Origin of the sequence: Nonomuraea sp. NPDC050733 (assembly GCF_040654215.1) — a bacterium.
In the GTDB taxonomy this organism is placed as follows: domain Bacteria; phylum Actinomycetota; class Actinomycetes; order Streptosporangiales; family Streptosporangiaceae; genus Nonomuraea.
In genome coordinates this window covers 24,121-45,073 of sequence record NZ_JBFAHO010000038.1, presented here as the reverse complement: position 1 = coordinate 45,073, position 20,953 = coordinate 24,121, and the positions used below count along the sequence as shown (strand labels likewise).

The 20,953-nt window shown below is 69.7% G+C and carries 21 protein-coding genes; 12 read left to right on the top strand and 9 right to left on the bottom strand.

Annotated elements, in window-relative coordinates; genetic code table 11:
* The first annotated feature begins 6 nt into the window (after window positions 1-6).
* The 3 genes from AB0H64_RS36475 (at window position 7) to AB0H64_RS36465 (ending at window position 7,440) form a co-directional block, all read left to right on the top strand.
* Window positions 7-987, top strand: a complete 981-nt coding sequence (locus tag AB0H64_RS36475; RefSeq protein ID WP_357633994.1) for an NADPH:quinone reductase — start codon at window positions 7-9, stop codon at window positions 985-987.
* A 495-nt stretch (window positions 988-1,482) separates the two neighbouring features.
* Window positions 1,483-1,893 carry a recombinase family protein gene (locus AB0H64_RS36470; RefSeq protein WP_357633992.1) on the top strand — a complete coding sequence of 137 codons (411 nt, stop codon included), beginning with the start codon at window positions 1,483-1,485 and terminating at the stop codon, window positions 1,891-1,893.
* Between the two features lie 750 nt (window positions 1,894-2,643).
* On the top strand, window positions 2,644-7,440 hold the full coding sequence (locus tag AB0H64_RS36465) for a HEAT repeat domain-containing protein (RefSeq protein ID WP_357633990.1): 4,797 nt from the start codon (window positions 2,644-2,646) through the stop codon (window positions 7,438-7,440).
* On the opposite strand, the gene AB0H64_RS36460 is transcribed toward AB0H64_RS36465, so the two are convergent.
* Complete coding sequence (locus AB0H64_RS36460) at window positions 7,415-8,371, bottom strand: RNA polymerase sigma-70 factor (RefSeq protein WP_357634077.1); 957 nt, start codon at window positions 8,369-8,371, stop codon at window positions 7,415-7,417. The genes AB0H64_RS36465 and AB0H64_RS36460 overlap by 26 nt on opposite strands.
* A 274-nt stretch (window positions 8,372-8,645) precedes the next feature.
* Between AB0H64_RS36460 and AB0H64_RS36455 the strand changes: the two genes are divergently transcribed.
* Together AB0H64_RS36455 and AB0H64_RS36450 are read left to right on the top strand one after the other, a co-directional pair.
* Entirely contained in the window at window positions 8,646-9,107 is a 462-nt protein-coding gene (locus tag AB0H64_RS36455) for a carboxymuconolactone decarboxylase family protein (protein WP_357633987.1), read from the top strand.
* Between the two features lie 14 nt (window positions 9,108-9,121).
* On the top strand, window positions 9,122-9,880 hold the full coding sequence (locus AB0H64_RS36450; RefSeq protein WP_357633984.1) for an NAD(P)H-binding protein: 759 nt from the start codon (window positions 9,122-9,124) through the stop codon (window positions 9,878-9,880).
* Between the two features lie 80 nt (window positions 9,881-9,960).
* Here the strand turns inward: AB0H64_RS36450 and AB0H64_RS36445 are convergent, their stop codons facing one another.
* On the bottom strand, window positions 9,961-11,511 hold the full coding sequence (locus AB0H64_RS36445) for an FAD-dependent monooxygenase (protein WP_357634075.1): 1,551 nt from the start codon (window positions 11,509-11,511) through the stop codon (window positions 9,961-9,963).
* A 74-nt stretch (window positions 11,512-11,585) separates the two neighbouring features.
* Between AB0H64_RS36445 and AB0H64_RS36440 the strand changes: the two genes are divergently transcribed.
* The gene (locus AB0H64_RS36440; protein WP_357633982.1) at window positions 11,586-12,221 is read left to right on the top strand and encodes a TetR/AcrR family transcriptional regulator; all 636 of its coding nucleotides are present in this window, start codon (window positions 11,586-11,588) and stop codon (window positions 12,219-12,221) included.
* Between the two features lie 11 nt (window positions 12,222-12,232).
* On the opposite strand, the gene AB0H64_RS36435 is transcribed toward AB0H64_RS36440, so the two are convergent.
* Entirely contained in the window at window positions 12,233-12,472 is a 240-nt protein-coding gene (locus AB0H64_RS36435; RefSeq protein WP_357633979.1) for a hypothetical protein, read from the bottom strand.
* 138 nt (window positions 12,473-12,610) lie between these two features.
* Window positions 12,611-13,321, bottom strand: a complete 711-nt coding sequence (locus AB0H64_RS36430) for a DNA alkylation repair protein (protein WP_357633976.1) — start codon at window positions 13,319-13,321, stop codon at window positions 12,611-12,613.
* A gap of 108 nt (window positions 13,322-13,429) precedes the next feature.
* Between AB0H64_RS36430 and AB0H64_RS36425 the strand changes: the two genes are divergently transcribed.
* Window positions 13,430-13,615 (top strand): hypothetical protein, encoded by a 186-nt coding sequence (locus AB0H64_RS36425; protein WP_357633974.1) that lies wholly within the window; start codon window positions 13,430-13,432, stop codon window positions 13,613-13,615.
* 164 nt (window positions 13,616-13,779) lie between these two features.
* Here AB0H64_RS36425 and AB0H64_RS36420 read toward each other — a convergent pair whose 3' ends face one another.
* Window positions 13,780-14,178 carry a TetR-like C-terminal domain-containing protein gene (locus AB0H64_RS36420; RefSeq protein ID WP_357634073.1) on the bottom strand — a complete coding sequence of 133 codons (399 nt, stop codon included), beginning with the start codon at window positions 14,176-14,178 and terminating at the stop codon, window positions 13,780-13,782.
* Window positions 14,179-14,471: 293 nt separating this feature from the next.
* On the bottom strand, window positions 14,472-15,470 hold the full coding sequence (locus tag AB0H64_RS36415) for a LacI family DNA-binding transcriptional regulator (protein WP_357633971.1): 999 nt from the start codon (window positions 15,468-15,470) through the stop codon (window positions 14,472-14,474).
* 72 nt (window positions 15,471-15,542) lie between these two features.
* On the opposite strand from AB0H64_RS36415, the gene AB0H64_RS36410 reads away from it, so the two are divergent.
* Together AB0H64_RS36410 and add are read left to right on the top strand one after the other, a co-directional pair.
* Window positions 15,543-16,529 carry a nucleoside hydrolase gene (locus AB0H64_RS36410; RefSeq protein WP_357633969.1) on the top strand — a complete coding sequence of 329 codons (987 nt, stop codon included), beginning with the start codon at window positions 15,543-15,545 and terminating at the stop codon, window positions 16,527-16,529.
* Window positions 16,526-17,524: an adenosine deaminase gene (add, locus tag AB0H64_RS36405; RefSeq protein ID WP_357633967.1), complete on the top strand. Its 999-nt coding sequence runs from the start codon at window positions 16,526-16,528 to the stop codon at window positions 17,522-17,524. The genes AB0H64_RS36410 and add overlap by 4 nt, the downstream gene beginning before the upstream one ends.
* Window positions 17,525-17,754: 230 nt before the next feature.
* Here the strand turns inward: add and AB0H64_RS36400 are convergent, their stop codons facing one another.
* Together AB0H64_RS36400 and AB0H64_RS36395 are read right to left on the bottom strand one after the other, a co-directional pair.
* Window positions 17,755-17,892 carry a DUF4158 domain-containing protein gene (locus tag AB0H64_RS36400; protein ID WP_357633965.1) on the bottom strand — a complete coding sequence of 46 codons (138 nt, stop codon included), beginning with the start codon at window positions 17,890-17,892 and terminating at the stop codon, window positions 17,755-17,757.
* On the bottom strand, window positions 17,889-18,248 hold the full coding sequence (locus tag AB0H64_RS36395) for a DUF4158 domain-containing protein (RefSeq protein WP_357633962.1): 360 nt from the start codon (window positions 18,246-18,248) through the stop codon (window positions 17,889-17,891). Before AB0H64_RS36395 ends, AB0H64_RS36400 begins: the two co-directional genes overlap by 4 nt.
* Window positions 18,249-18,253: 5 nt before the next feature.
* Between AB0H64_RS36395 and AB0H64_RS36390 the strand changes: the two genes are divergently transcribed.
* The 3 genes from AB0H64_RS36390 to AB0H64_RS36380 all read left to right on the top strand — a co-directional run bounded on the left by AB0H64_RS36390 (window position 18,254) and on the right by AB0H64_RS36380 (window position 20,671).
* Window positions 18,254-18,988, top strand: coding sequence for an FAD-dependent monooxygenase (locus tag AB0H64_RS36390; RefSeq protein ID WP_357634071.1), 735 nt, complete (start codon window positions 18,254-18,256; stop codon window positions 18,986-18,988).
* Between the two features lie 329 nt (window positions 18,989-19,317).
* Entirely contained in the window at window positions 19,318-19,818 is a 501-nt protein-coding gene (locus AB0H64_RS36385) for a SigE family RNA polymerase sigma factor (RefSeq protein WP_357633959.1), read from the top strand.
* Between the two features lies 1 nt (window position 19,819).
* A complete protein-coding gene (locus AB0H64_RS36380) occupies window positions 19,820-20,671 on the top strand; it encodes a hypothetical protein (protein WP_357633957.1) in 852 nt (283 codons plus the stop codon).
* On the opposite strand, the gene AB0H64_RS36375 is transcribed toward AB0H64_RS36380, so the two are convergent.
* Window positions 20,634-20,909 carry a hypothetical protein gene (locus AB0H64_RS36375; RefSeq protein WP_357633955.1) on the bottom strand — a complete coding sequence of 92 codons (276 nt, stop codon included), beginning with the start codon at window positions 20,907-20,909 and terminating at the stop codon, window positions 20,634-20,636. The genes AB0H64_RS36380 and AB0H64_RS36375 overlap by 38 nt on opposite strands.
* Between the last annotated feature and the right edge of the window lie 44 nt (window positions 20,910-20,953).

Here is a 20,953-nt window from a genome sequence, read left to right as displayed (position 1 = left end):
GCCCCCATGCTTGCTTCCTGGTACGACGAACAGGGCCCCGCCGCTGAGGTGCTGCAGGTTGGCGAGGTGCCCGACCCCGCCCCCGGCTCTGGTGAGGTCCGCGTCCGCGTCACTGTCTCTGGTGTCAACCCCGGCGACACCAAGAAACGCGCCGGCTGGACAGGATCAGGCATGCCCTACCCCCGGGTGATCCCGCATAGTGACGCCGCCGGCGTCATCGACGCGGTCGGCGACGGCGTCGATGCGCGCCGTACCGGGCAGCGTGTGTGGATGTACGGTGCCCAGTCCTACCGGCCCTTCGGTACCGCCGCCCAGTACGCCGTCGTACCCGCAGACCTGGCTGTCCCGCTGCCCGACCACCTCTCCGACGATCTGGGCGCGAGCCTCGGCATCCCCGGCATCACCGCGCACCGCGCCGTGTTCGCCGACGGCCCGGTCGACGGGAAGGTCGTCCTGGTCAACGGTGTCCTCGGCGGGGTCGGGTCGCTGGCCGCGCAGCTCGCCGCCTGGGCTGGGGCCACCGTCATCGGCACCGTCCGCCGCGCCGCCGAATTGGACCGGGTCGATCCGGCGGTCGTCTCCCACGCCGTCGGTCTCGACGCCGACGATCCCGCCCCTCAGATCCGCGCCCACGCCCCCGAGGGAGTGGACCGGATCATCGAGGTGTCCCTGTCCGACAACGCCGACCTGGACAACGCCGTGGCTGCGAACGGCGCAACCATCGCCACGTACGCAACCCGCGCCGACCGCACCGAAATCCCCTTCTGGACCCTGCTGTTCAACAACGTCACCCTGCGCCTGATGGGCAGCGACGACTTCCCCACCGACGCCAAGCGACAGGCCGCCCGCGACCTGACCTCCGCGGCCGCCGTCGGCGCCCTCACCGTCGATGTCGGCGACCGCTACCCGCTCACCGACATCGCCAAGGCCCACGACCGCGTGGATGCCGGCGGCCGCGGCCGCGTCCTCCTCACGATCCCGCGCTGACACCCTCCGGTCCTGTACAGGCCCTCAGCCGTCACTCTCGCTTAGCGCGGCGCCTTGCCCGGCCGGCCGACCGTCGGCGTAGGCCCTCCGCTCCCGAGCGTGTCCACAGCCGCCGGGTAGGTCTTGATCGCCGCAGTGCTTTCGCTGGGGTGTCGGGATTAGAAGATTTAACGACACCCTCTCATTGGGTCCCGCAAGTCCTCTCAAAAACCGGACATCGAGTGACGAACCGTGACGCCAGGTGGCCGGGTCCGCACACGAATTGACGACAGGATTTCCGACAGGAAAATCGGGCTCCAACCCTTCCCAAGGAGAGCCCGGTGCAGATCGTCTACTCCCGCGTCTCCACCGCGACCCAGTCCCTGCTGCGGCAGCGCCACATCCTCACCGAGGCCGGCCTTCTCGTGCGCACCGAAGGCGTCACCGAGGAATTCCGGCCTGCCGACGGCGTCCTCCTCTTCGAGGACCCTGCCACCACCTCCAAGATCCCCGCTCTTGACCGGCCCGCGTTCGGCAAGATCGCCGCCAAGGCGCACCCCGGCGATCTCCCTGACGGTCTCGGAGCTGTTTCGGCTCTGCCGCGACCTGCTCGACATCCACGCCGTCCGCAACTGGTGCCAAGCCCGCGGCGTCGCCCTGCGCGTCCTGTCCGGGCCGCTGTCGAACTTGCACGACCTCGCCGCCAACGATGCCACCACCGCCGTCATCATCAACGTGATCACCGCCGTCGGCCAGTTCCAACGTGACATCCAGAACGAGCTCACCGTCGAGGGGATCGCCGCCGCCGAGGCCGAAGGCCGCTACCGCGGCCCTGGCACGGGCTCATGGGGTGAGCCGGGCGGCCGTGCGAACCGCCTGGCCGACCTGCTATCCGGCCAGGGCGTCCTGCCTCGGCCATCGGCGTGATCGACACTCACACAGCTACTTTGGGGCTGGGGTCAGCTTCGGGAGCGGAGGGCCTGTTCGGCCGCCTTGCGCTGCTCGAAGGCGGCACGCATGGCGCTGCGGGCCCGCTCGGCCTCGGTTTCGGCGGCTTCGACGCGTGCTTCGGCCTGGGTCAGCGATCGTGGCGAAAGCGGTCACCGCGGTGTGGGCGGCGGTGGTGGCGGGCGCGCTGTCGGCGGCGCGCCTGTCCGGGTTCCGCCGGAGATCTTGTCATGCCACCTCGTCCCGAACGGCCAACGGAAGCTTGCCGGGACGGGCCGATGCGTCGAGGGCATCCCGCCCTCGACGCCGCACGGCGCGAAGAGGCGAGGGCGGTGTTCCAGGGCCAGGGCGCGTCGACCGCCGCCCTCGCACGCACCCACGGGGTCAGCCGGGCCGCCCTGAGAACCGCGCTCGCCGACCTGCTGGGTGACCAGGCCACCTGCATCGGAACGGCCAGTGGCGATAGGCACGCTCCCCGCAGGCCCGCCTATAAATCTACAATGTAAAGGCGCCCGGTTCGTAAAACCTCAAAAGACCATAAAAGGGACGGGCTTCGCCCGTACGTACATCAACAACCACAGGAGCGCTGACGTCGGCCTCGGCGGAGCGCGGTCATGGGATGACGGAGCGCCAAGTCATCCCTGTGAGCGCGTCCCGTTCGGGTGGGACGTGGCGAGCGTTTCGCTACGCTTGGCGGTATTTCGCTGGTCCGGCTGGAGTTGATAGCGCATGACGTCGGTCGACGATGCGGTCCTTGCCGCCGTACGCCGCGGTGATGTGGATGGGCTTGATCCGTTGAGCTGTCCGCCGGCCACCCTGCGGCTTCTCATCAGGCACGAGGATTCACGACTGCGGGCATTGGGCCTGGTAGGCCTCGCCGAACGCCTGGACGCGAGGCGAGCTGAAGACCGTTGCGAGCTGGCCGAGTTCGCGGCATCGTTGCCGGGCTCGCTGGATGGTCCGCCGGAGGCGGCGCTGGCTCTGGCCGGCCTTTATCTCCGGCTGCGGGCCTACGTCCGTCCCCGGCCGTGGCCGCAGTGGCGCAAGGCGGATCTGCCGATCCGGGTCCGCATCGCCTGGCTGAGTGCCGAGATCAGTGACCGGCCTGAGATCCTGCGGGACGAGCCCGCGGGAGAGCTGCTGTATCAGGCGGTTCGTGGGGTCGGCGCGGTCGATGTGGACGAACCAGAGAGTTTTGTCCGGGTGTTGTCGGGTCGGCACGATCCTGTGTTGTGGTCGGAGGCTCTGCGGGTCACGCGCGAGGCTGTACATGCCGGTCTGCTGGCGCCGGCGCGAGCCCGGCGGCATGTGGTGCGGCTCATTGAATCGATGGTCAGGGAAGCCGGCGCGGAGACTGCCGGAGCCGGTCTCGTCGCGGCCGCGCTGCGTGAGCTGTCGCAGCCGTGGGCGGCGTTGGATCCGTTGCCGCAGGAGTTTCTGTATCGGCTTCTTGGCATTGAGTCAGGTTCTGCCGGCTGTGCGGTGGCCGAGGCGGTGATCGATGTCGCGGCACGTCATGGGCATCAGGACGTGCTGCGGGAGGTGGCCGCCGACCGGGATCGGCCTCCGGTGCTCCGGCGGCGGGCGCTGGAAGCGCTCGGTGGTCTTGCGAGCCGCGACGACATTCGCGATCTTGTGGGCATCGCCGCGGTCGATCCGCTCCTGCTCGCCGGGCCGGTGGTGCGGTGCCTGCGCGGTCTGCACCGGCGTGGGCACTTCCCCGGGGGTGACGACGTGCCGGCGATCGTGGGGCTGGCGGTCGCGGACCACTCGGTGCCTGCGGGTGAGGTCGCCACTGTCTTGTTCACGTGCCGGCGACAGACGCTCCAGGAGTTGACCGCGGCGGCTGTGGATGATCCGCACTGGCCGCGGCGGCTGGAGCTCCTGGTTGCGTTGGCTGCTCAGGGTACGGGGGATCTGCCGGTGGGGGAGAGGGTTGCCGGTCTGCTGCATGTCGCGCCGGATCCGCAGCCGTTCCTGGGGGCGATTCGTGCGCTGCGCCACACGGCGGCCGAGGAGGCCGTCATCGCCGTGTTGCCACGGTCGGCCGCGGCGGCGCTGGAGGCTCTTGAAGCCGTGGGCGGGGCCCGGACGGTGACGGCGTTGCGCGCCGGGCTGGGCCTGGACGCGCCGGAGGGTGCGGACGCCGCTGGTGCTGTGGTCTCCTATCTGCGGCCGGTGCGCCGCCGGGCCTTGGAGGTGTTGTGGCATCTCACCGAGGACCCTGGCGGGCGGCAGTCGATCCTGGTGCGGCTGGACCCGCGGGATGTGCCTCGTCGGATCGCCGTCGATCTCGGTGGCCCGGACGAGCGGGAGCTGGCGTTGCTCCGGGCGGGCCTTAACCCGGACGAGCCCGTGGACGCCTTGTGCAGGCTGGCGCGAAACGGTGGTTCCGCCACGGTGCCCGCGGTCGCCGACCTGCTGTTGCGGGTCGTGTCCGATCTTGCGGTCTCCTGGGCGCCGGGGGTGTCCGGCGGCGGTGGCGAGCCGGAGGTGCCGCCGGAGGTCGTCGCGGCTGTCGCTGACCTCGGTGGTCGTCTCCATGACAGGGGGAAGATCCGGCCGCGCTGTCTTCTGGACGCAGCGGACGCGCGGGAGGCCGGTGACGCGCTCGTGGCGAGCATCGCGCTCGATCTGCTGGACCGCCCCGCGCTCACGGCGGCTGAGCGGATGGTCCTGCTGCGCCTGCTTCTGCGGACGTCTCACCGGGGAGTGCGGTCACGTGTACATCCGCTGCTGCGCCATCGTGACCGTCATGTTCGTAAGCATGTCATCGCGCTGCTCGCCCGTGATGCGGACGGCGAGGACGCGCAGGCGTTGTCGGCGAGTCTGATCCCGCTCACGACGGCCTCCGATGTGCAGACCGTTCGTCAGGCGTTGCTGGCGCTGGGGCACGCGGGCGCGGGCTGGGCGGCCGCGGCGGTCGCGGCCTGTCTCGACCATCCCAACATGAACGTGAAGAAGACGGCCGCGACGGCGTTGATCCATGCCGGGGCTCCGGTGGCTGTGCCGAGGCTGCTGTTCTGGCTCGGCAGGCATGACAATCCGGGTCTGCGTGGCGCGCTGGTCGAAGCGTTGCGGTCGATCCTCGGTGACGCCTATGCGGCCACCGTCGTGGCCGCGGCCGACGGCGCTGTGGATGTCCGTACGCGTGACCTGCTGTTGGAGGGTCTTGATGGGGTGTTGTCCGCTCGTGCCGTCGGCGCGCTGGCCGACCAGGGGTCGCCGGCCGGGGCGGGCTTGATCTCTCTTCTTGCCGCGGGTCGGCTCGGCCTTGGTTCGGGTACGGTCGCGGAGTTGGCGGAGCGGATGGCGGCGCGTGGCATCTCTCTGCCGGGTGCCGCGCCGGCCGCTCGGCCGGATGCCGACTTCGACGTCCTGGTGGGGCGTGGCTGGAACGCCGAGGCCGCATGGCGCCTGGTGGAGAGGTTTGAGCGCGACCCTGACGGGCCGGTCGTCGATCGGCTGGGCGGGCTTCGGCCGATGCTGGTGCGCTGGCTGGAGTTGGCGGCTGACGGGCCAGGTCGTCGCGGTGGTGTGCTGCGGTTGGTGTTGGCGCTCTGCCCGCCGCCGTGGACGGCCGGCGAGGTGGAGGCCTTCGCGCGGTCGGCGCGGACGCTGGTCGCGGGGTTGGCTGATGTCGGTGAGGCTCACCGCGATGGTCTTCTGGGAGTGCTTGAGAAGGCGGTCGGGGGGCTGTCCTCGAGCGAGGTGGTCGACGTTGTCGCGCGGATTCGCGCGCTGCCGCCGGCGGCGGCGGGGAGCCGGTCCCTGCTGGTGCTGCTGCGCCGGTGTGGCGCGGTGCTGACCCGTGCTGATCTCGGCCGGGCGCTGGCTGCCGCCCGTGCGGGTGCGAACGCGTGGCTGGCTGAGGAGGAGGTGCTGCGGGAGGCGTTCGGGGTGCCGCGGCCGGTGGCCGCCGTCGCGTCGAGCGGCAGCGGCAGCGGCAGCGGTGAGGCGCATGAGCGTCCCGCCGTACGCCGATGGCGAGAGGCGCTGGCTGTGGCCGCGCGCACGCCGGAGGCCCTCCGGCGGTTTCGCCTCGCCGATCGGTCCATGGACGGTCTTGTCCTCCCAGGCTCTGACGAGGTGTCCGATGCGCGTGGTGCCGGCGCTGGTGGTGACGGAGTGGGTTCGCGTGATCGGCTCGACGCGCTGATCGGTCTGTTTCCGGCGGCCGGCAGGGAGGTGCGTGATGTCCTGCTGGACTGGATGGTCGAGTTGCAGCCGTTCGACGCGCCGCCGTGGACCATCGCGGAGGACGCCCGCCGGTCCGCGTCAACCGTCCGTGTTCGTCGTCCTGCTGATCGGGACGGGCCTCGTTCGGCGGCTCTGTGCGAGCGTCTGCTGGAGATGCTCGACGATCCGGTGCAGGATCGACGTGACGTCGCGGCGCGGGCCTTGCTGTCCTGGCCCGAGCCCCGGTTCCGGCTCATGGTGCTGCGTGCCTTCCTTCACGGGCGGGTCGATCTGGTCGTCACCGCGGATCTCGCGCATGCCCTGACTCTCATGGGTGAGGCCGAGTTGCGCGAGGTCGGCGAGCTGGACTGCGGTGGCGAGGCGGTTTGCGAGCGGATCGCCCGCGTCGCCGCTCTCCTGGATCCGCCGGAGGTGGAGCGGCTCATCCCTCTGCTGGTGTCGTGGTGGGAACTGGGTGGGCCTGCTCTGCGCGCGTCGGCCGGTCGGGCGTTGCGCGGGGCGGCTCCCGATGTCCTGGCCGAGGCTTTGTCCGGTCGTCTCGAGGCGGGGGCGTGGGGCTTGCTCGATCTCGTCTCCGGTGTCGAGCTGTTGCGGACGCCCGCGCTGGTGCGGGTGCGTAGGCGGCTGCGCGAAGAAGGGCGTGACGAGCTCGCGGACAGGGTGGTGCTGGTGGAAGGGCCGTTGCGTCATCCTCGTGCGGTCCGGCAGGACTTCGCCGCTCTGTCGGCGTTGCGCAGCCGCACTCGTGTCCGGCAAGCGGCGGCCCGGGAGCAACGGCCGTCGCGGGCGGATCTGCTCCACCTGGCGCGTACCGGCGGCGTGGAGCAGATCCGCCGGGCGCTGACCCTGCTTGCCGAGCGTTACGACGACGATCCTGCCCGCCTGCGCCGAGGCGACGCGGATCGGTCGGCGGGTGGCGGTTCTGAGCTGCGTGATCTGGAGTTCGAGGAGTTGCTGGTGGAGTTGCTCGGCCATTCCGAGGCGAGAGTCCGGTTGCACGCTCATCGGATCTCCCGCAGGGTGATGAGCCACGGGGACTACCTGGAGCGGACTTCGCTGCTGTTGGACGACCGGCAACCTGACATCGTGCGTTCGGCGGTGAGGACGTTGTGTCATGCGGCGTGGAAGCCGGCCATTCCCGCGCTGGTCGGCTTGCTCGCGCACTCTCATCCTGCCGTCCGCAGGGCTGTCTCCGACGGGCTCGTTCTGCTGGGCGCGCCGGCGGTTCCTGCCCTGAGGCATGCTGCGGGCAGGGCGCGTCCGGACAGGCGGCACGTTTTCATCTCCGTGCTGGAGAAGGTCACGTCCACGGGCGCCGCTGGGTGAGAGGTGCCGGGGCGTTACGGGTGGAGGATCGGTTTGCCGGGCCGGTTCGTGACCAGCGGGTCACGGCGGTCTCCCGCTCCATGCGCGACAGCTTCTCGGGATTGCGTACGTGGTAGGCGCCGGTGACGTGGCCGTGCTCCACGCGGACCGCCACCACGCCGTCGATCTCCCCGTCGACTCGCACGAGCAGCCCGGGGCCGCCATTGATCTGAACCAGCTCGACGGACCTTTCGGCGTCGCGTTTCCACCAGCCGACGGCCAGGAGGCGAGCCACGTTCTCGACCCCCATGACGGGCCGTAGCAGGGCGTGTCTGACTCCGCCGCCGTCGCTCAGGGCGACGACATCGGGTGCGAGGATGTCGAGCAGGCTCTGCAGCTCGCCGGTTTCGACCGCTCGCTGGAAGGCCTGGAGGGCGGCTCGGTGCTCGGCCGGGGAGCCGGTGCCGCGCGGGCGGCGGGCGGCGACGTGTGAGCGTGCCCGGTGGGCGATCTGGCGGACCGCGGCGGGGCTCTTGTCGACGGCTTGGGCGATCTCGTCGTAGTCCAGGTCGAACACCTCGCGCAGCACGAACACCGCGCGCTCGGTCGGTTGCAGGGTCTCCAGCACCAGCAGCATCGCCATCGAGACGCTGTCGGCCAGCTCGACGTCCTCCGCCACGTCCGGCGTGGTCAGCAGTGGCTCGGGCAGCCATGGGCCGATGTAGGACTCCTTGCGCCGGCCGAGGGTGCGCAGCCGTTTCAGCGCCTGCCGGGTGGCGATCCTCATCAGGTAGGCGCGCTGGTCCAGTATCGGGCCCAGGTCGACGCCCGCCCATCGCAGCCAGGTCTCCTGCAGCACGTCCTCGGCGTCGGCCGCCGAGCCGAGCATCTCGTAGGCGACGGTGAACAGCAGGTTGCGGTGGGTGACGAACGCTTCGGTGGCGGAGTCCATGCGGTTGTCGCGAGTGAGGGGCTCGGCTGTGCCCGTCGGCTGGGCGCTTCGTCCGCTCATCGCTGGTTCCTGTCTGTTCGTTCGGTACCGTGCCATGTCCATACGATCCCGGCTCTTGTGGCTCTGTGACATCAACGGTGTGTGGTCCATGTCACAGAGGCCTCGTTGTCACAGGGAGCGGGTCGCCGGGATCTTCTGCTCGTAACGACGCGCCACCACGAGCAAGGAAGTCCCCATCATGTCCACACCCACGACGAGCGCCCTTCGCTCGCGCATGCCCAACCCCCTCCCGTTCGTCCCCGAGATGGCAGAGGTCGCCGGAGGTTTGCACAAAGTCCTCAAGAACGGCGCGATTCCGCAGACCACTGTCCACCTGCTGCAGCTGCGTGCCGGGCAGCTCCTCGGCAGCACGTACTTCACCATCCGGGAGACCGGCAACCTGCGTGGGTTGGGGGAGTCGGAGGAGCGCATCACCGCCGTGGCCACCTGGCACGACGCCACCTGCTTCACCGATGCCGAACGGGTCGCGCTGGAGCTGGTGGAGGCGGTCCTCACCCCGAATCCGTCCGGGGAGCGCGTCCCCGATGAGCTGTACGCCAGGGCGTCCGTGCATTACGACGACAAGGCGATGTGGTCGCTGATCATGGTGATCGCCCACATCGGCTTCTTCACCCCGGCCGCTCTCATCGCCAAGCCGATCCCCGGCATGCCCCCCGGCCAGAACTACAGCGAGTAAGGAAGGCGTCGAGCATGAGCATCACCAAGTTCGCGGTGGCAGGAGCGACCGGGCGGCTGGGCCGCCACGTCGTCGACGTCCTGGCCGAACGGGGGCATGGGGTCGTGCCGATGTCCCGGGCCACCGGCGTGGACGTCATCACCGGTGAGGGCCTGGCCGAGGCGCTCACCGGGGTGGATGTCATCATCGACGTCGCCTCGTGGCACTCCTCCGAGCAGGAGGCGGCGACGGAGTTCTTCCGCACGTCGGCCCGCAATCTGCACGAGGCGGGCCGGAAGGCGGGGGTCGCCCGGATCGCCATGGCGTCCGTCATCGGCGTTGACAAGGCCACCGCCGGTTTCCTCGCCGCCAAGAAGGTGCACGAGGAACTGCTGCTGTCCGGGCCGCTTGCCGTCCGCATTCTGCGGGCCGCGCAGTTCCACGAGTTCGTCGGTCAGCTCCTGGACTGGCAGCAGGGCGACGTCGCCTACATCCCGGCCCTGCCCACCCAGCTCGTCGCGTGCCGCACCGTGGCCGAGGAGCTGGTCGACCTGGCCACCGACCCCGGCGCGCCCGCCGCGGGAGCAGCGATCCCCGAGATCGCCGGGCCCCGCGAGGAGAGCATGGCGCAGGCGGCCCGACTCCTCGGCGCCCGCCGGGGCATCAAGGTCGTCGGCGTCGACGGCTCCGGCATGCCCGATGCCGAGATCGCCGCCGCCGGCGGATTCCTGCCCAGCCCGCACGCCAAGCTCGCCGGACCCACCTTCCAGGAGTGGCTCGACACCCAATCCTGAGTCGGCTGTACGACCGCGGCCTGGCCTTGTTCTCGGAGCTCCACGGCCGGGAGCTTCGAGAACGGGGCGCCACGCTTTCATCAGCAGTTTTCGTGGGCCTGGGTGCCCGGGCTGAACCAGCGGGTGAGGGCCGTCTTCAGGCTGTCGGGGTCCGCGCCTGCCCAGGCGACGTAGCCGTCGGGCCGGATGAGCAGGGCGGGCGCCGGGGCGTCGTCGGTGGTCGCGGTCACGCGGTGGACGCGGTCGGTCCAGGGCTCCGCGGTGGCGGCGAGGTCGTTGCCGCCGGTGAGGTCGACGAGCAGGGGGCGGGCGTCGCGCAGGAGCTCGGCGAGGCGCCGTGTGTGTCCGTCGTCGGTGGTGAGGTCAAGGGGTGGCGCGAACCAGCCGGTGGGTGCGGCGGGGTGTTCTTCGCCCATGTCGTGGCGGACGTCGGCGCCCGCCATCAGGGCGGCGAGCATGTGCAGGTTGTCGGTGTGGTCGAGGAACTCCGCGAAGAGCAGGCGCAGCGCGGTGACATCGTGGCCGGGCGCCATCAGAGCGGCCCCGGCTCGGGTGTGCATGAGCACGCGTTCGCCGCTCGCGCGGCGTTCGGTCTCGTAGCTGTCCAGCAGATCTTCCGGGGCCCATCCCTGGAGCGTGGCGGCGAGTTTCCAGGCGAGGTTGGCGGCGTCCTGCAGCGCGGCGTTCAGGGTCGGACCGTGGCTCACGTGTGCCGCGTCGCCGGCGATGAAGACCCGGCCGTCGCGGTAGCGGTCGGCGAGCCGGGAGTTGCGGCCGCACTGGCGGCGGAGCAGGGTGGGGGCGCCCTCGGGCGGGGGAGTCAGGGGCAGGCGCACTCCGAGGACCCGTTCGATGCTCTCCTCCATCTCCTTCAGCGTCATCGGCGCGCCCGGCCCCGGGAAGTCGCCCGCCGGGTGGTCCTCCCATTCGGCCGTGTTGACCAGGGGCCGCTCCGGGTCGTGCGCGAGGAGGGTGAAAACGCCCCGCTCGGTGCGGTGGAACATCGCCGGGATCTCGCCGAGGCCGTCGATCACCACACGTCCCCCCGGCGCGAGATGGAAGCGGTCGCTCGGCCCGATCAGGGCCGAGCGGTCGACGACGTTGTCGTCGCTGGTGCCGGGGAAGGCGATGCCCGCCTGCTTGCGCACCAGGCTGCGGCCGCCGTCGCAGCCGACGAGGTATCGGGCGGCGAATGTCGTCTCGGTCCCGTCGGAGCCGCGTGCCACGACGTCGACCTGGTCGTCGCTCTGGCTGAAGGACAGCACCTCCCAGCCTCGCCGGATCTCGGCGCCGAGCTCTGACGCGCGCTCATGGAGCACCCGTTCAAGATCGCGTTGGTTGACCGGGAGGAGATACATCGGGTTCTGCCTGCCGAGCACGTGCAGGGGCAGCGGCATCCCGCCGAAGAAGAGCCCGGGCGCGGGCGCCGGTGCTCCTCGGCCCCCGCAGCGTTCGAAGAGGCCGCGGTTGTCCAGCAGCCGCACGACCTGGCCGGCGAGGCCGTGTGCCTTGTCTGTCAGGTCTGGTTGCGGCCGTCGTTCCAGCACCAGGGGCTGGACTCCCGCGAGGCTGAGCTCGCAGGCCAGGAAGAGGCCGGCGGGTCCGCCGCCGACGATGATGACGTCGAACATCACTGACACCCCATTTAAGGTACGTTGCTGTATCTAATGCGGGACACCGTAGGTGGCCGCGATAAGATACGCAAGTGGCTCCAAACCACGAGCGGATCGCGGCGGAACACCGTGGCGTCGGCGCATCCCGTCGGCGCGGCGCCGAGCTCGAGGACGCGATCCTCGACGCCGCGTGGGAGGTGCTGATCGAGCACGGGTACCACGGCTTCACCTACGAAGCGGTCGCCGCCCGCGCCGGCACGAGTCGTCCCGTGCTCTACCGGCGCTGGCCGCAGCGCGGCGACCTGCTGCTGGCCACTCTCAGCGCGTTCTGGCAGCCGATCGCGGTGCCCGAGACCGGCGGTCTGCGCGACGACGCGATCGGCTTCCTGCGCAACGCCAACGCCGACCGCGCGCCCACGATCACGTTGATGAGCGTGCAGCTGGTGGACTACTTCCGCGACACCGGTACCAGCTTCAGCCAGCTGCGTGACACCATCCTGCCGCCGGGCCGGGAGAGCGCCTTCGAGACGATCGTCGCCCGCGCGGTCGGGCGCGGCGAGCTGCCCGACGTGCCACGATCGCCCCGCGTGGTCAACCTGCCGTTCGACCTGCTGCGCCACGACCTGCTGACGACGATGCGCGCGGTGCCGGACGAGTCGATCGTCGAGATCGTGGACGGGGTGTGGCTACCGCTGCTGGGGGTGTCTGGAGCCCCGTCGTCCGGCTGAGGAGATGGTGATCACCTTCGGCGAGGCGGGCGCCAGCCGTGTGCCAGGAGGTCGAAGACCTCCTCGACGGCCGTTCGAGGATCCTGCCGGCCTCGGCTGAGTGCCGGTATCTCCAGGACGAACCGGGCGAGCGCGTGGCAGGCGATGTCGTCGTGGCTCACGCCGGCGTCATCGGCGATGGCCGCGCTGAGGGCGGCGGTGTGCCGGGTCCACATGCGTTCGGCGGGACGCCCGGTGCCGTGACCGGTCAACCATTCAGGTCACGGCGCGGCTCTGCACCTTTTCCTTGCACCACAAGGGCTTCGGGTGTCGCGGGCGGTTTGAACCGCAGCAGCACCCGAGCGCGCGCATCGCCGTGCCTCCCTCCGGCGCAACCGGAGGGTGCCTATTCAGACCACGCCGGTGAGGTAGTGCGCACGTCGCTGCGGTTCGAACTTCTCGATCGCGTACCGCAGCATGACCCGTGGCATGGCCCGGTAGTGTCGGGCCAAGAACTCCTCCTCCGCCGTTCGGTCGCGTTTGCCTACCTCACGCAGCATCCAACCCACCGCCTTGTGCACGAGGTCGTGGGGGTCGCGTAGGAGCCGTTCACTGAGCCGGAAGGTCCAGTAGAAGTCTCCGGCTTTGATGAACGCGAGCGTCGCCATGATGGCGATCCTCCGGTCCCACAGCAGACTCGACTCGACCAGCCAATCCAGCACGCTGCGGTCCTTGTCGATCAGCCACGGGCCGACGATGTACGGTGCCGACGAGTCCACCAGGTCCCAGTTGTTGATTCGGCTGGTGTTGGCCAGGATGAGATTGAAGATTCGGCCCCGCTCTTCCTCGTTCCCCTTGGTGAACTTGCGCACCAGGATGAAAAGCGACGTCAGCCGCTCCTCATGCACGCTGCTGGTCAGCAGGTTCGCTGTTTCGGCCAGCGGGAGATCACGCCAGTACAGGCCGGCCACCCTGCGCTGTTCGGGCACAGACACGCCGATGGCCCGGTCACCCTCGCCATACCCGCCGGGAGTCATCTGCAGAAACCGGGCCACTTCCTTCGCCCGATGCGGGTCGGCCAGGCTGGCGAGTTCATGACGGACGTCGGCGGTCGTGGCCATGGCTGTGAACCTACCGCGGGCCGTCGGCAGCGACGTCGACCACCGCCGGACTATCTGAGCACATGAGGCAACCAGCGGCGCGATCAGCACGTTCAGGCTGCACGAACGGTGGCGCAGGATCGTACGCATCTTCGCCTGATCGACGATGCGAAGGCGGCAGGGATCGACCGGGTCGGCCGCGCCACCTACCAGACCGTCCTGGGCACGGCACCACCGCCGGCCGCGGTCATGGACCTCTCGGTGCGGGGGGCCGACGATGGCGTCATCGACTACTCGGGCCACGTCCCCCGGTGATCCTCAGTCCGCCAGGTTTCATCGGTACCGGCACCTGTTCGTCAGGCAGGACGGACGCTGACTGCTCTGCGGAGAGGCCCTTTCCGCGGATCAACCGCCGCAATCTCTCCGAGACTGGGAGAACTCAGTAGTGGCAGCCCTCACCTCGCAATTCTTCCGCCAGATCATTGGCCGTACCTCGCCGGCCGGAGGGCGCCGGCGCGCGCGGCGGCCAGCGTGACGCGCGCCGCCTGGTCGGCGGTCGTCTCGTCGACCAGGTCGGCGGCGATGGGCAGGCGCAAGTAGATCCGCGCGGCCAAGGTCTTGAACAACTCCGCGGGATCGGTGTCTGCGGGAAGTTCGCCGCGCTCGATGGCGCGCAACACCACCGGTTCGGCCCTGGCGAGTCGATCGTCGAACATGTGCCGCCGGGCCGTGGCGATCTCCGGAAGATGGGCTGCACCGGTGAACATGGTGGCCAGGATCGCCTGCCCGGTGGAACTGGTGAACGCCTGGACGAGTGAGCACGCCAATGCCCGCAGGTCAGTCTCGATCGCTCCGGTGTCGGGAACGGGGATGTCCATCGCCAATCGGACGCCTGGTCGGTCGTGACGACTTCGGGCTGCGGACCGGCGTCGATGTTGATCAGGGTATCCCCGTCCTTGATCACCAGGGTGAGGCCGACGTTGCAGGCCTCCGCGATGAGCAGAACCACCAGCGATCGTTTCCCAGGCATTCGCCGGAGAAGCCCGCGTTCTTGAGCCGTACCGCCCGGCTCCGCCCGTCGGCTCGGGTGCCCAGCGGGTGAATGTCACGGTGACCTGAACCAAGCGCATTCAAGAAGGTCTGTGCCGTTCTGGGGTCTGCCGCCTAGCGGTCATGCTTCGTCGCACCCGCAGCTACGTCTGATGACCAGGGGGGCATGCGCGACGAGCGAACAGGAAGCATGGCCGAACAGCAGGTCGATGGCCTGCTCTGCCATGGCCTGCAGCGGCTGGCGGGTGACTGTCAGCGGCGGGGCGGTGTGGGCGCTCTCAGGGGTTCCGTCCAGGCTGATCACGGCGATCCGGTCCGGGGCGGGAAGGTCGCATGCCCACGCCCCTGACAGGACCCCGGTTGCCTGCTCATCGGTGGCGGTGATCAGGGCCTGTGGCATGGCGCCTTGGGCTGCGAGGCGGCGGGCCAGGGCGTCCGCTGCTGCCCGTGAGTAGTCACAACGCAGTAGGACGGCATCAGGATCGTCGGCGACGGCCGCGTGCCATGCAGCCCGCCGCGCCCCCACCGGTCCTGTGTCGTGTGGGCCGGACAGGAAGGCGATGTGCCGGTGCCCGTGCGCGCGTAGGTGCGCGACCGCTTCCTGCACGGCATTCTGGTTGTCGGCCGCGACGACAGGTGCGCGCCCGCCGGGCGGGCCGTTGTGGACGTAGACGGCCGGTACGCCCGCCGCTTCGGCGCGGGTCGCCACGTCGTCCTCCCCGTCCGCGGAGACGATCACCAGAGCGTCGACCTGGGCGGCGAGGAAGCGATCGACGAGGTGCCGCTCCCGGTCGGCGGAGTAGTCGGCGTTGCCGACCAGCGTGAGTCGATCGCGCTTGTCGAGCGCCTGCTCGATATGCCTGGCCAGAGCGCCGAAGTAGGGATTGGACGCGTCGGCCACGACCAGGCCGACCACCCCCGTGGTGCGTGAGCGCAATGCGCGCGCGATGCGGTTGGGGCGATAGCCGAGCTCGGCTGCGGCGGCCAGGACCCGTTCTCGGGTCGCGGCGGCGACAGGACGAGGGCCGTTGTTGATCACATAGCTGACCACCGCCGTGGAGGTCCCCGCTCTACGGGCCACATCGGCCAGCGTGATCGGCTTGTCTGCGCGATTCGTCATGGCGGTTTACATTCTCTCATCTAATCGATTAGATAGTACGGCGGTTCTAAACGTTTAGATGTGGAGGAGACCGTGCCGGCACTTCCCTTGATCATCGATACCGACACCGGCTCCGACGACGCGGTGGCGCTGCTGCTCGCGGCCGCCAGCGGCCTGGGCGACGTGCGTGCCGTCACCACAGTGGCGGGCAACGTACCTGTGGCGACGGGCACTCGCAACGCGCTCATCTCACTGCAGATAGCTGGATGTGCCGACGTCCCCGTCCATCCCGGGTGCGAACGCCCGATGACGCGCGCGCCGTCCACCGCCCAGCAGGTGCACGGCCACGACGGGATGGGCGACGTCGGTCTACCCGAGCCGCTGCGGGTCGCCGAGCCGCAGCACGCGGTCGACGTCTTGCTGTCCTACCCGCGATGGCATCCAGGGGAGCTGACGCTGGTCACTCTGGGCCCACTCACCAACATCGCCGCCGCTCTGCTGCGTGATCGCGATCTGCTTACCCGGTACCGGCATGTGTACTGCATGGCCGGTGCCGCCGACATGCGCGGCAACATCTCGGCCACCGCCGAGTTCAACGTCTGGGCCGACCCCGAGGCCGCTCGGGTAGTACTGCAGGCCGCCACACCGGACAAGGTCACCTGGATCGGCTGGGACGTCTCCCGAACGGACGCGGTCATGACGCCCGCAGACCAGCTCCGCCTGGAGCGGCTCGGCACGCCCATGGCCACCTTCGCGCACCGCATCAACCGGACTGTCAACGATTGGGCCCGCGACGTCACCGGCCTGCCCGGATACGATCTCCCCGATCCCGTCACCATGGCGGTGGCGCTGCGGCCCGAGCTGGCCACCGAGCGGGAGCAGGTCCATGTGGACATCGCCCTCGGTGAGGAGACTCGCGGCCAGCTGATCATAGATCGCCGCCGATCGGCTCCCGCACCCAACCTGACGCTCGTCCGACGGGTCAGCAGAACCGGCTTCAAGCAGTTGCTCTTCGACACGTGCGCCCGAACCCCGGGCCAGGCGTCGGCACCCGACCCTCACCCAGAAAGACACCGATGATGTCCGACGCCGCTCCCGCACTCATACCGCGTTACGAACTGCACTGCCATCTCGACGGGTCAGTGCGCCCCAGCACGGTGGCCGATCTGGCACGCCTTCAGGGCCTCACTTTGAACGGCCCCGTCGAGCGGCTGGTCACGGCGCCCGTCGATTGCGGCAGCCTGACCCGGTTCCTCACGTACATCGACGTGCCACTACAGGTCCTGCAGACCCCCGACGCTCTCCGCAGGGCGGCCCGCGAGCTGGTCGAAGACTGGAGCGCCGACGATGTGGTCTACGGCGAAGTCCGGTTCGCCCCGCAATTGCACGGCCGACGCGGCATGAGTCAGGACGAGGCGGTCGAGGCCGTCTCCGAGGGCCTGGCAGCAGGCCGGGAAGCCACCGGCGTACGTACCGGGCTGCTGCTGTGCTGCCTGCGGCACCAGACAGCACAGGAGAGCCTCGCCGTCGCAGAGACGGCGCTGCGGCACCGCGACAAGGTGGCCGGGCTCGACCTGGCCGGAGACGAACGGCTCCACAGCGCCGCGCCACACCGAGCCGCCTTCGACCTCGCCCACACGGCAGGGCTCCCTTGTACCGTTCACGCCGGCGAGGCCGCAGGCCCCGACAGCATGTGGGAGGCGATCGAGGTGCTCGGCGCTCGCCGGATCGGCCACGGCGTCCACTGCATCAGCGACAACGCGCTGCTCGAACGGCTGCAGCGCGACAGGATCGTCCTGGAGATGTGCCCGACCAGCAACATACAGACCGGCGCAGTCCCCAGCCTGGCGGCGCATCCCGCCGCCTGGCTCCTGACAAGCGGGCTGGCGGTGACCATCAACACCGACACGCGCACCACCTCAGCAACCACGCTGACCGCGGAGTTCAGTCGCCTGCGAGAGGCGACCGGATGGACGGTCGAACATGAAGAACTCGTGCAGGCTCACGCGGCCGCCGCGGCCTTTGCCGGCGGACCGACTGCTCTCGGTGGTCTTCCAGCCAGCGGAACTGGCTGAGGAGGTCGGTCACCGTACCGCCCTTGATCGGCTGGCGACATGGTGGCAGTCGGCACCGACAAGACCGCGGCCATGTGTCCACTCCGAAGGGGTGCTCCTTCGGTCACGAGACGGGGTCGCATCCATCTGGTGGGCGTCGATTGCGCGCAGCCAGGTCAGCTTGTCGATCGCGGTCTTCACCGAGGTCGCCGACGCGTCCCGGGCCGGGGTGACCAGCCACTCCAGCCGGGTCATCCCTTGGCCAGGACGAGCGCGCCGGGCCGGATCACCTTGGCCGCCATCAGGTATTCGCGCGCCAGGTTGAACAGCAGCGTTGGCGAGTCGTGCTCCATCGCCCGGTCCAGCAAGAACTGCTCCAGCTCCTTCATCGCCTGGCTGCCCGCCGGAGCGGTCTGCACTCCAGATACTTGGCGATCGGGCCCAGATGGTCCGAGCGGGTCTGATCGCGCTTGCCGTACAGCCTCGGCGCCGCCGACGCCACGCCCAGCCGCTCTGCGACCCGGGCCACGGCCGCCGACGGCGCCGAGGCCACATCATCGGGCACGAACCCGAGCCACGGCAGCGTACAGAGCTGGACCAGCATGCCCAGCCGGTCGACAGGGCCCCGCCCGCTGGGACTCACGAACGCCACGTCAGCCGACGTCGGCGTGAAATACCGGATCAACTCATCCGCGCTGATCTCCGGAAACGAGCGCAGCTGCTCCAACTGCTCCTCGGAGAACATCTTCTCTGACAACGCACTACTCCACGTGCCGTACCGGACAAAACCGGAACGAACGGGTCAGCATCGTCGGAGCAGGACCCGGAGGCCTCACCTGCGCCCGCATCCTGCAGCGGCACGGCATCCCCGTGACGGTCTACGACCGCGACCCGCACCCGGAGGCGCGCAACCAGGGCGGCACCCTGGACCTGCATGCCGACGACGGGCAACTCGCCCTGCGTGAGGCCGGCCTGATCGACGCGTTCTTCAGGCTGGCACGCCCGGAAGGACAGGAGATGCGCCGGTTGGATCCGGCGGGGCGGCTTCTGGGCCACCACGTCCCGGCCGAGGGCGAGCTCTTCAAACCGGAGATCGACCGGGGCCGGCTGCGCGAGGCCTTCTCCGGCTGGTCGCCGCCCATGCTCCAGATGATCACCGACAACGACGGACCGTACGTCGATCGTCCGTTGTTCGCCCTGCCGGTCGCGCACGCCTGGGAGCACACGCCGAGCGTGACCCTGCTCGGCGACGCCGCCCACCTCATGCCCCCGCTCGGCGTGGGCGCCAACCTGGCCATGCTCGACGCCTGCGAGCTCGCCCTCGCGCTGGCCGGCTCCGCCACGGTCGGCGAAGCCGTCGGCGTCTACGAGAAGACCATGCTCCCCCGCGCGGCGGACACGGCCCGGCTCCTGGAGAACGGCGCCGGGGCCCTGCTCGAGCGCCACGACAAGGGCGAGATCGCAGAAGCCCGATGGGATGGCTGACGTCTGTTCCGCGCCACGTTGCATGAGGACGTAGTGGGGTTGTCGGTCGTTGATGGTGTTGATCGGTGACCGGGTGGTGGGTTGGACGTGTCCGGTTTCGTGTGCGACGCCAGCGTGAGCATGAGCTCAGCTCTGAGTGCTTGGCCCCTTGACTACTGATCTTGGTCGGCGAAGCGCGACGGCGAGGGCAGCCCGCACGATCGGTGGCCCGCTTTGGCCGAACGAGTCGACATAACGGGGTGCCTCGACACTGCGGCGCACGAGCACGCCATAGAAACACGGCCCCGGACACGTCTGAACAGGGCGAGACCCCCGCCCCAAGGAGACTCGTGCATCCCGACCAGCAACGCGACTTCGCCGACTTCGTGGCCGCCCGCTCGGACAGCCTGATCAGGCTCGCGTACGTCCTCACCAACGACCAGCATGCCGCCGAGGACCTCCTGCAGAGCGCGTTGACCAAGACGGCCAGCCGCTGGCGGAGAATCCGCGGCAACCCGGAGATGTACGTGCGCCGAGTGATGTACCACGAACAGGTGGACCGGTGGCGGAGCCCGGGGTGGGGCAGGGAGCGCGTGGTGGACGCGGTGCCCGAGCGGGCGACCGGGGACCGGACCGCCGAGGTCGAGACCCGCATCACCCTCGACCAGGCGTTACGTACGCTGCCTGTGCGCAAACGGGCGGTGCTGGTGCTGCGCTACTACGAAGATCTCCCGGAGTCGGACGTGGCCAAGATCATGGGTTGCTCGGTCGGCACCGTACGCAGCCAGACACATCAGGCGATCACCCGGCTCCGCGAGCTGGTCGGCGAACCCGTCACCCTGGAGGCCTGACATGACGACCGTCAACGAGCGCACTATCGCCGAGGAGTTGCGCCGCATGGCCGGCGAGGCCCTCCCGGTGAACGCCTCGGCCTACGCCGCCCGCGCGACCGCCCGATCGGCGCGCCGCCGCCTGTCGTGGTCCCTCACCGCCATCGCCACGCTGGCCGCCGGGCTCGGCTTCGTCTTTCCTCTTGACGGGGCGCAGATGACCGCGAAGGTCGCCGAGCCGCCTGTCCGCGAGCTGCCGCCGAACACCCCCGATCAGCTCCGGCTGGTGCATGACTGTATGCCCGCCGGCGGGCCGTCCGTCAACGTCAACCCCGACTCGCGCGACCCGGCGCACGGCACGGTGCGGGATTTCCGTGTCTTGGCGGAATACCGGGACAAGAACGGCTCCAGCGCTCTGGTGGGCAGCGCCAAGGGCTTCGTTCTGTGCACGCCGACCAAAGAGTTGCCCGAGCCCCCGGTCTTCACCTACTGGGGCAACAAGGCTCCGGGGGACGTGGCCGGGTTCCCTGGCAAGCTGAGCGTGGACATCTATTTGGTGCATTATTGGTACCGGAAGAACCCGCCGCCCCACGACAACTACGTGCGCATAGTCGCTGGCCGAGTCGCTCCCGACGTGCGGCGGGTGACGATCGGATGGTCCTCCGGGCGTACGGACGCCATCGTGAGCAACGGCTTCTTCATCGCCAGGACGCCGGCCAAGACCGTCTCCCGCAAGAGCAGGAACAGCGGTGGACCAGTGCGTTATGTCGACATCCCTCCTGTCACCGTGACCGCCTACGACGCGGCAGGCCGGATCGCGGGGCGTCACGAGAGCGTCAGGGTTGACTGGCGTGGCCCAGGAAGTCTCGGATGAGCGGCTCGTTCTCGCCCAGGTTGGTCGCCAACGTCCAGGTGAGCATCGGGCTCGCCCCCGCTCCGAGGATCCGGCTCTCCGCGCTGAAGATCCGCCGCCGCTCGCCCTGCTGCGCCTTGGCGCTGGTGAACAGCAGCAGGTCGCAGCCCGCCTCCTCGACGCACTCCTCGATCCCGACGAGGAACGGGTGGTAGAAGTCGGCGCTCTCCGCGGGGAAGACGGCCTCGTAGGTGAACACGCTGTAGATGCGAGCCCGGCCTGCTGCGGGCGGGTGCGGCGTGG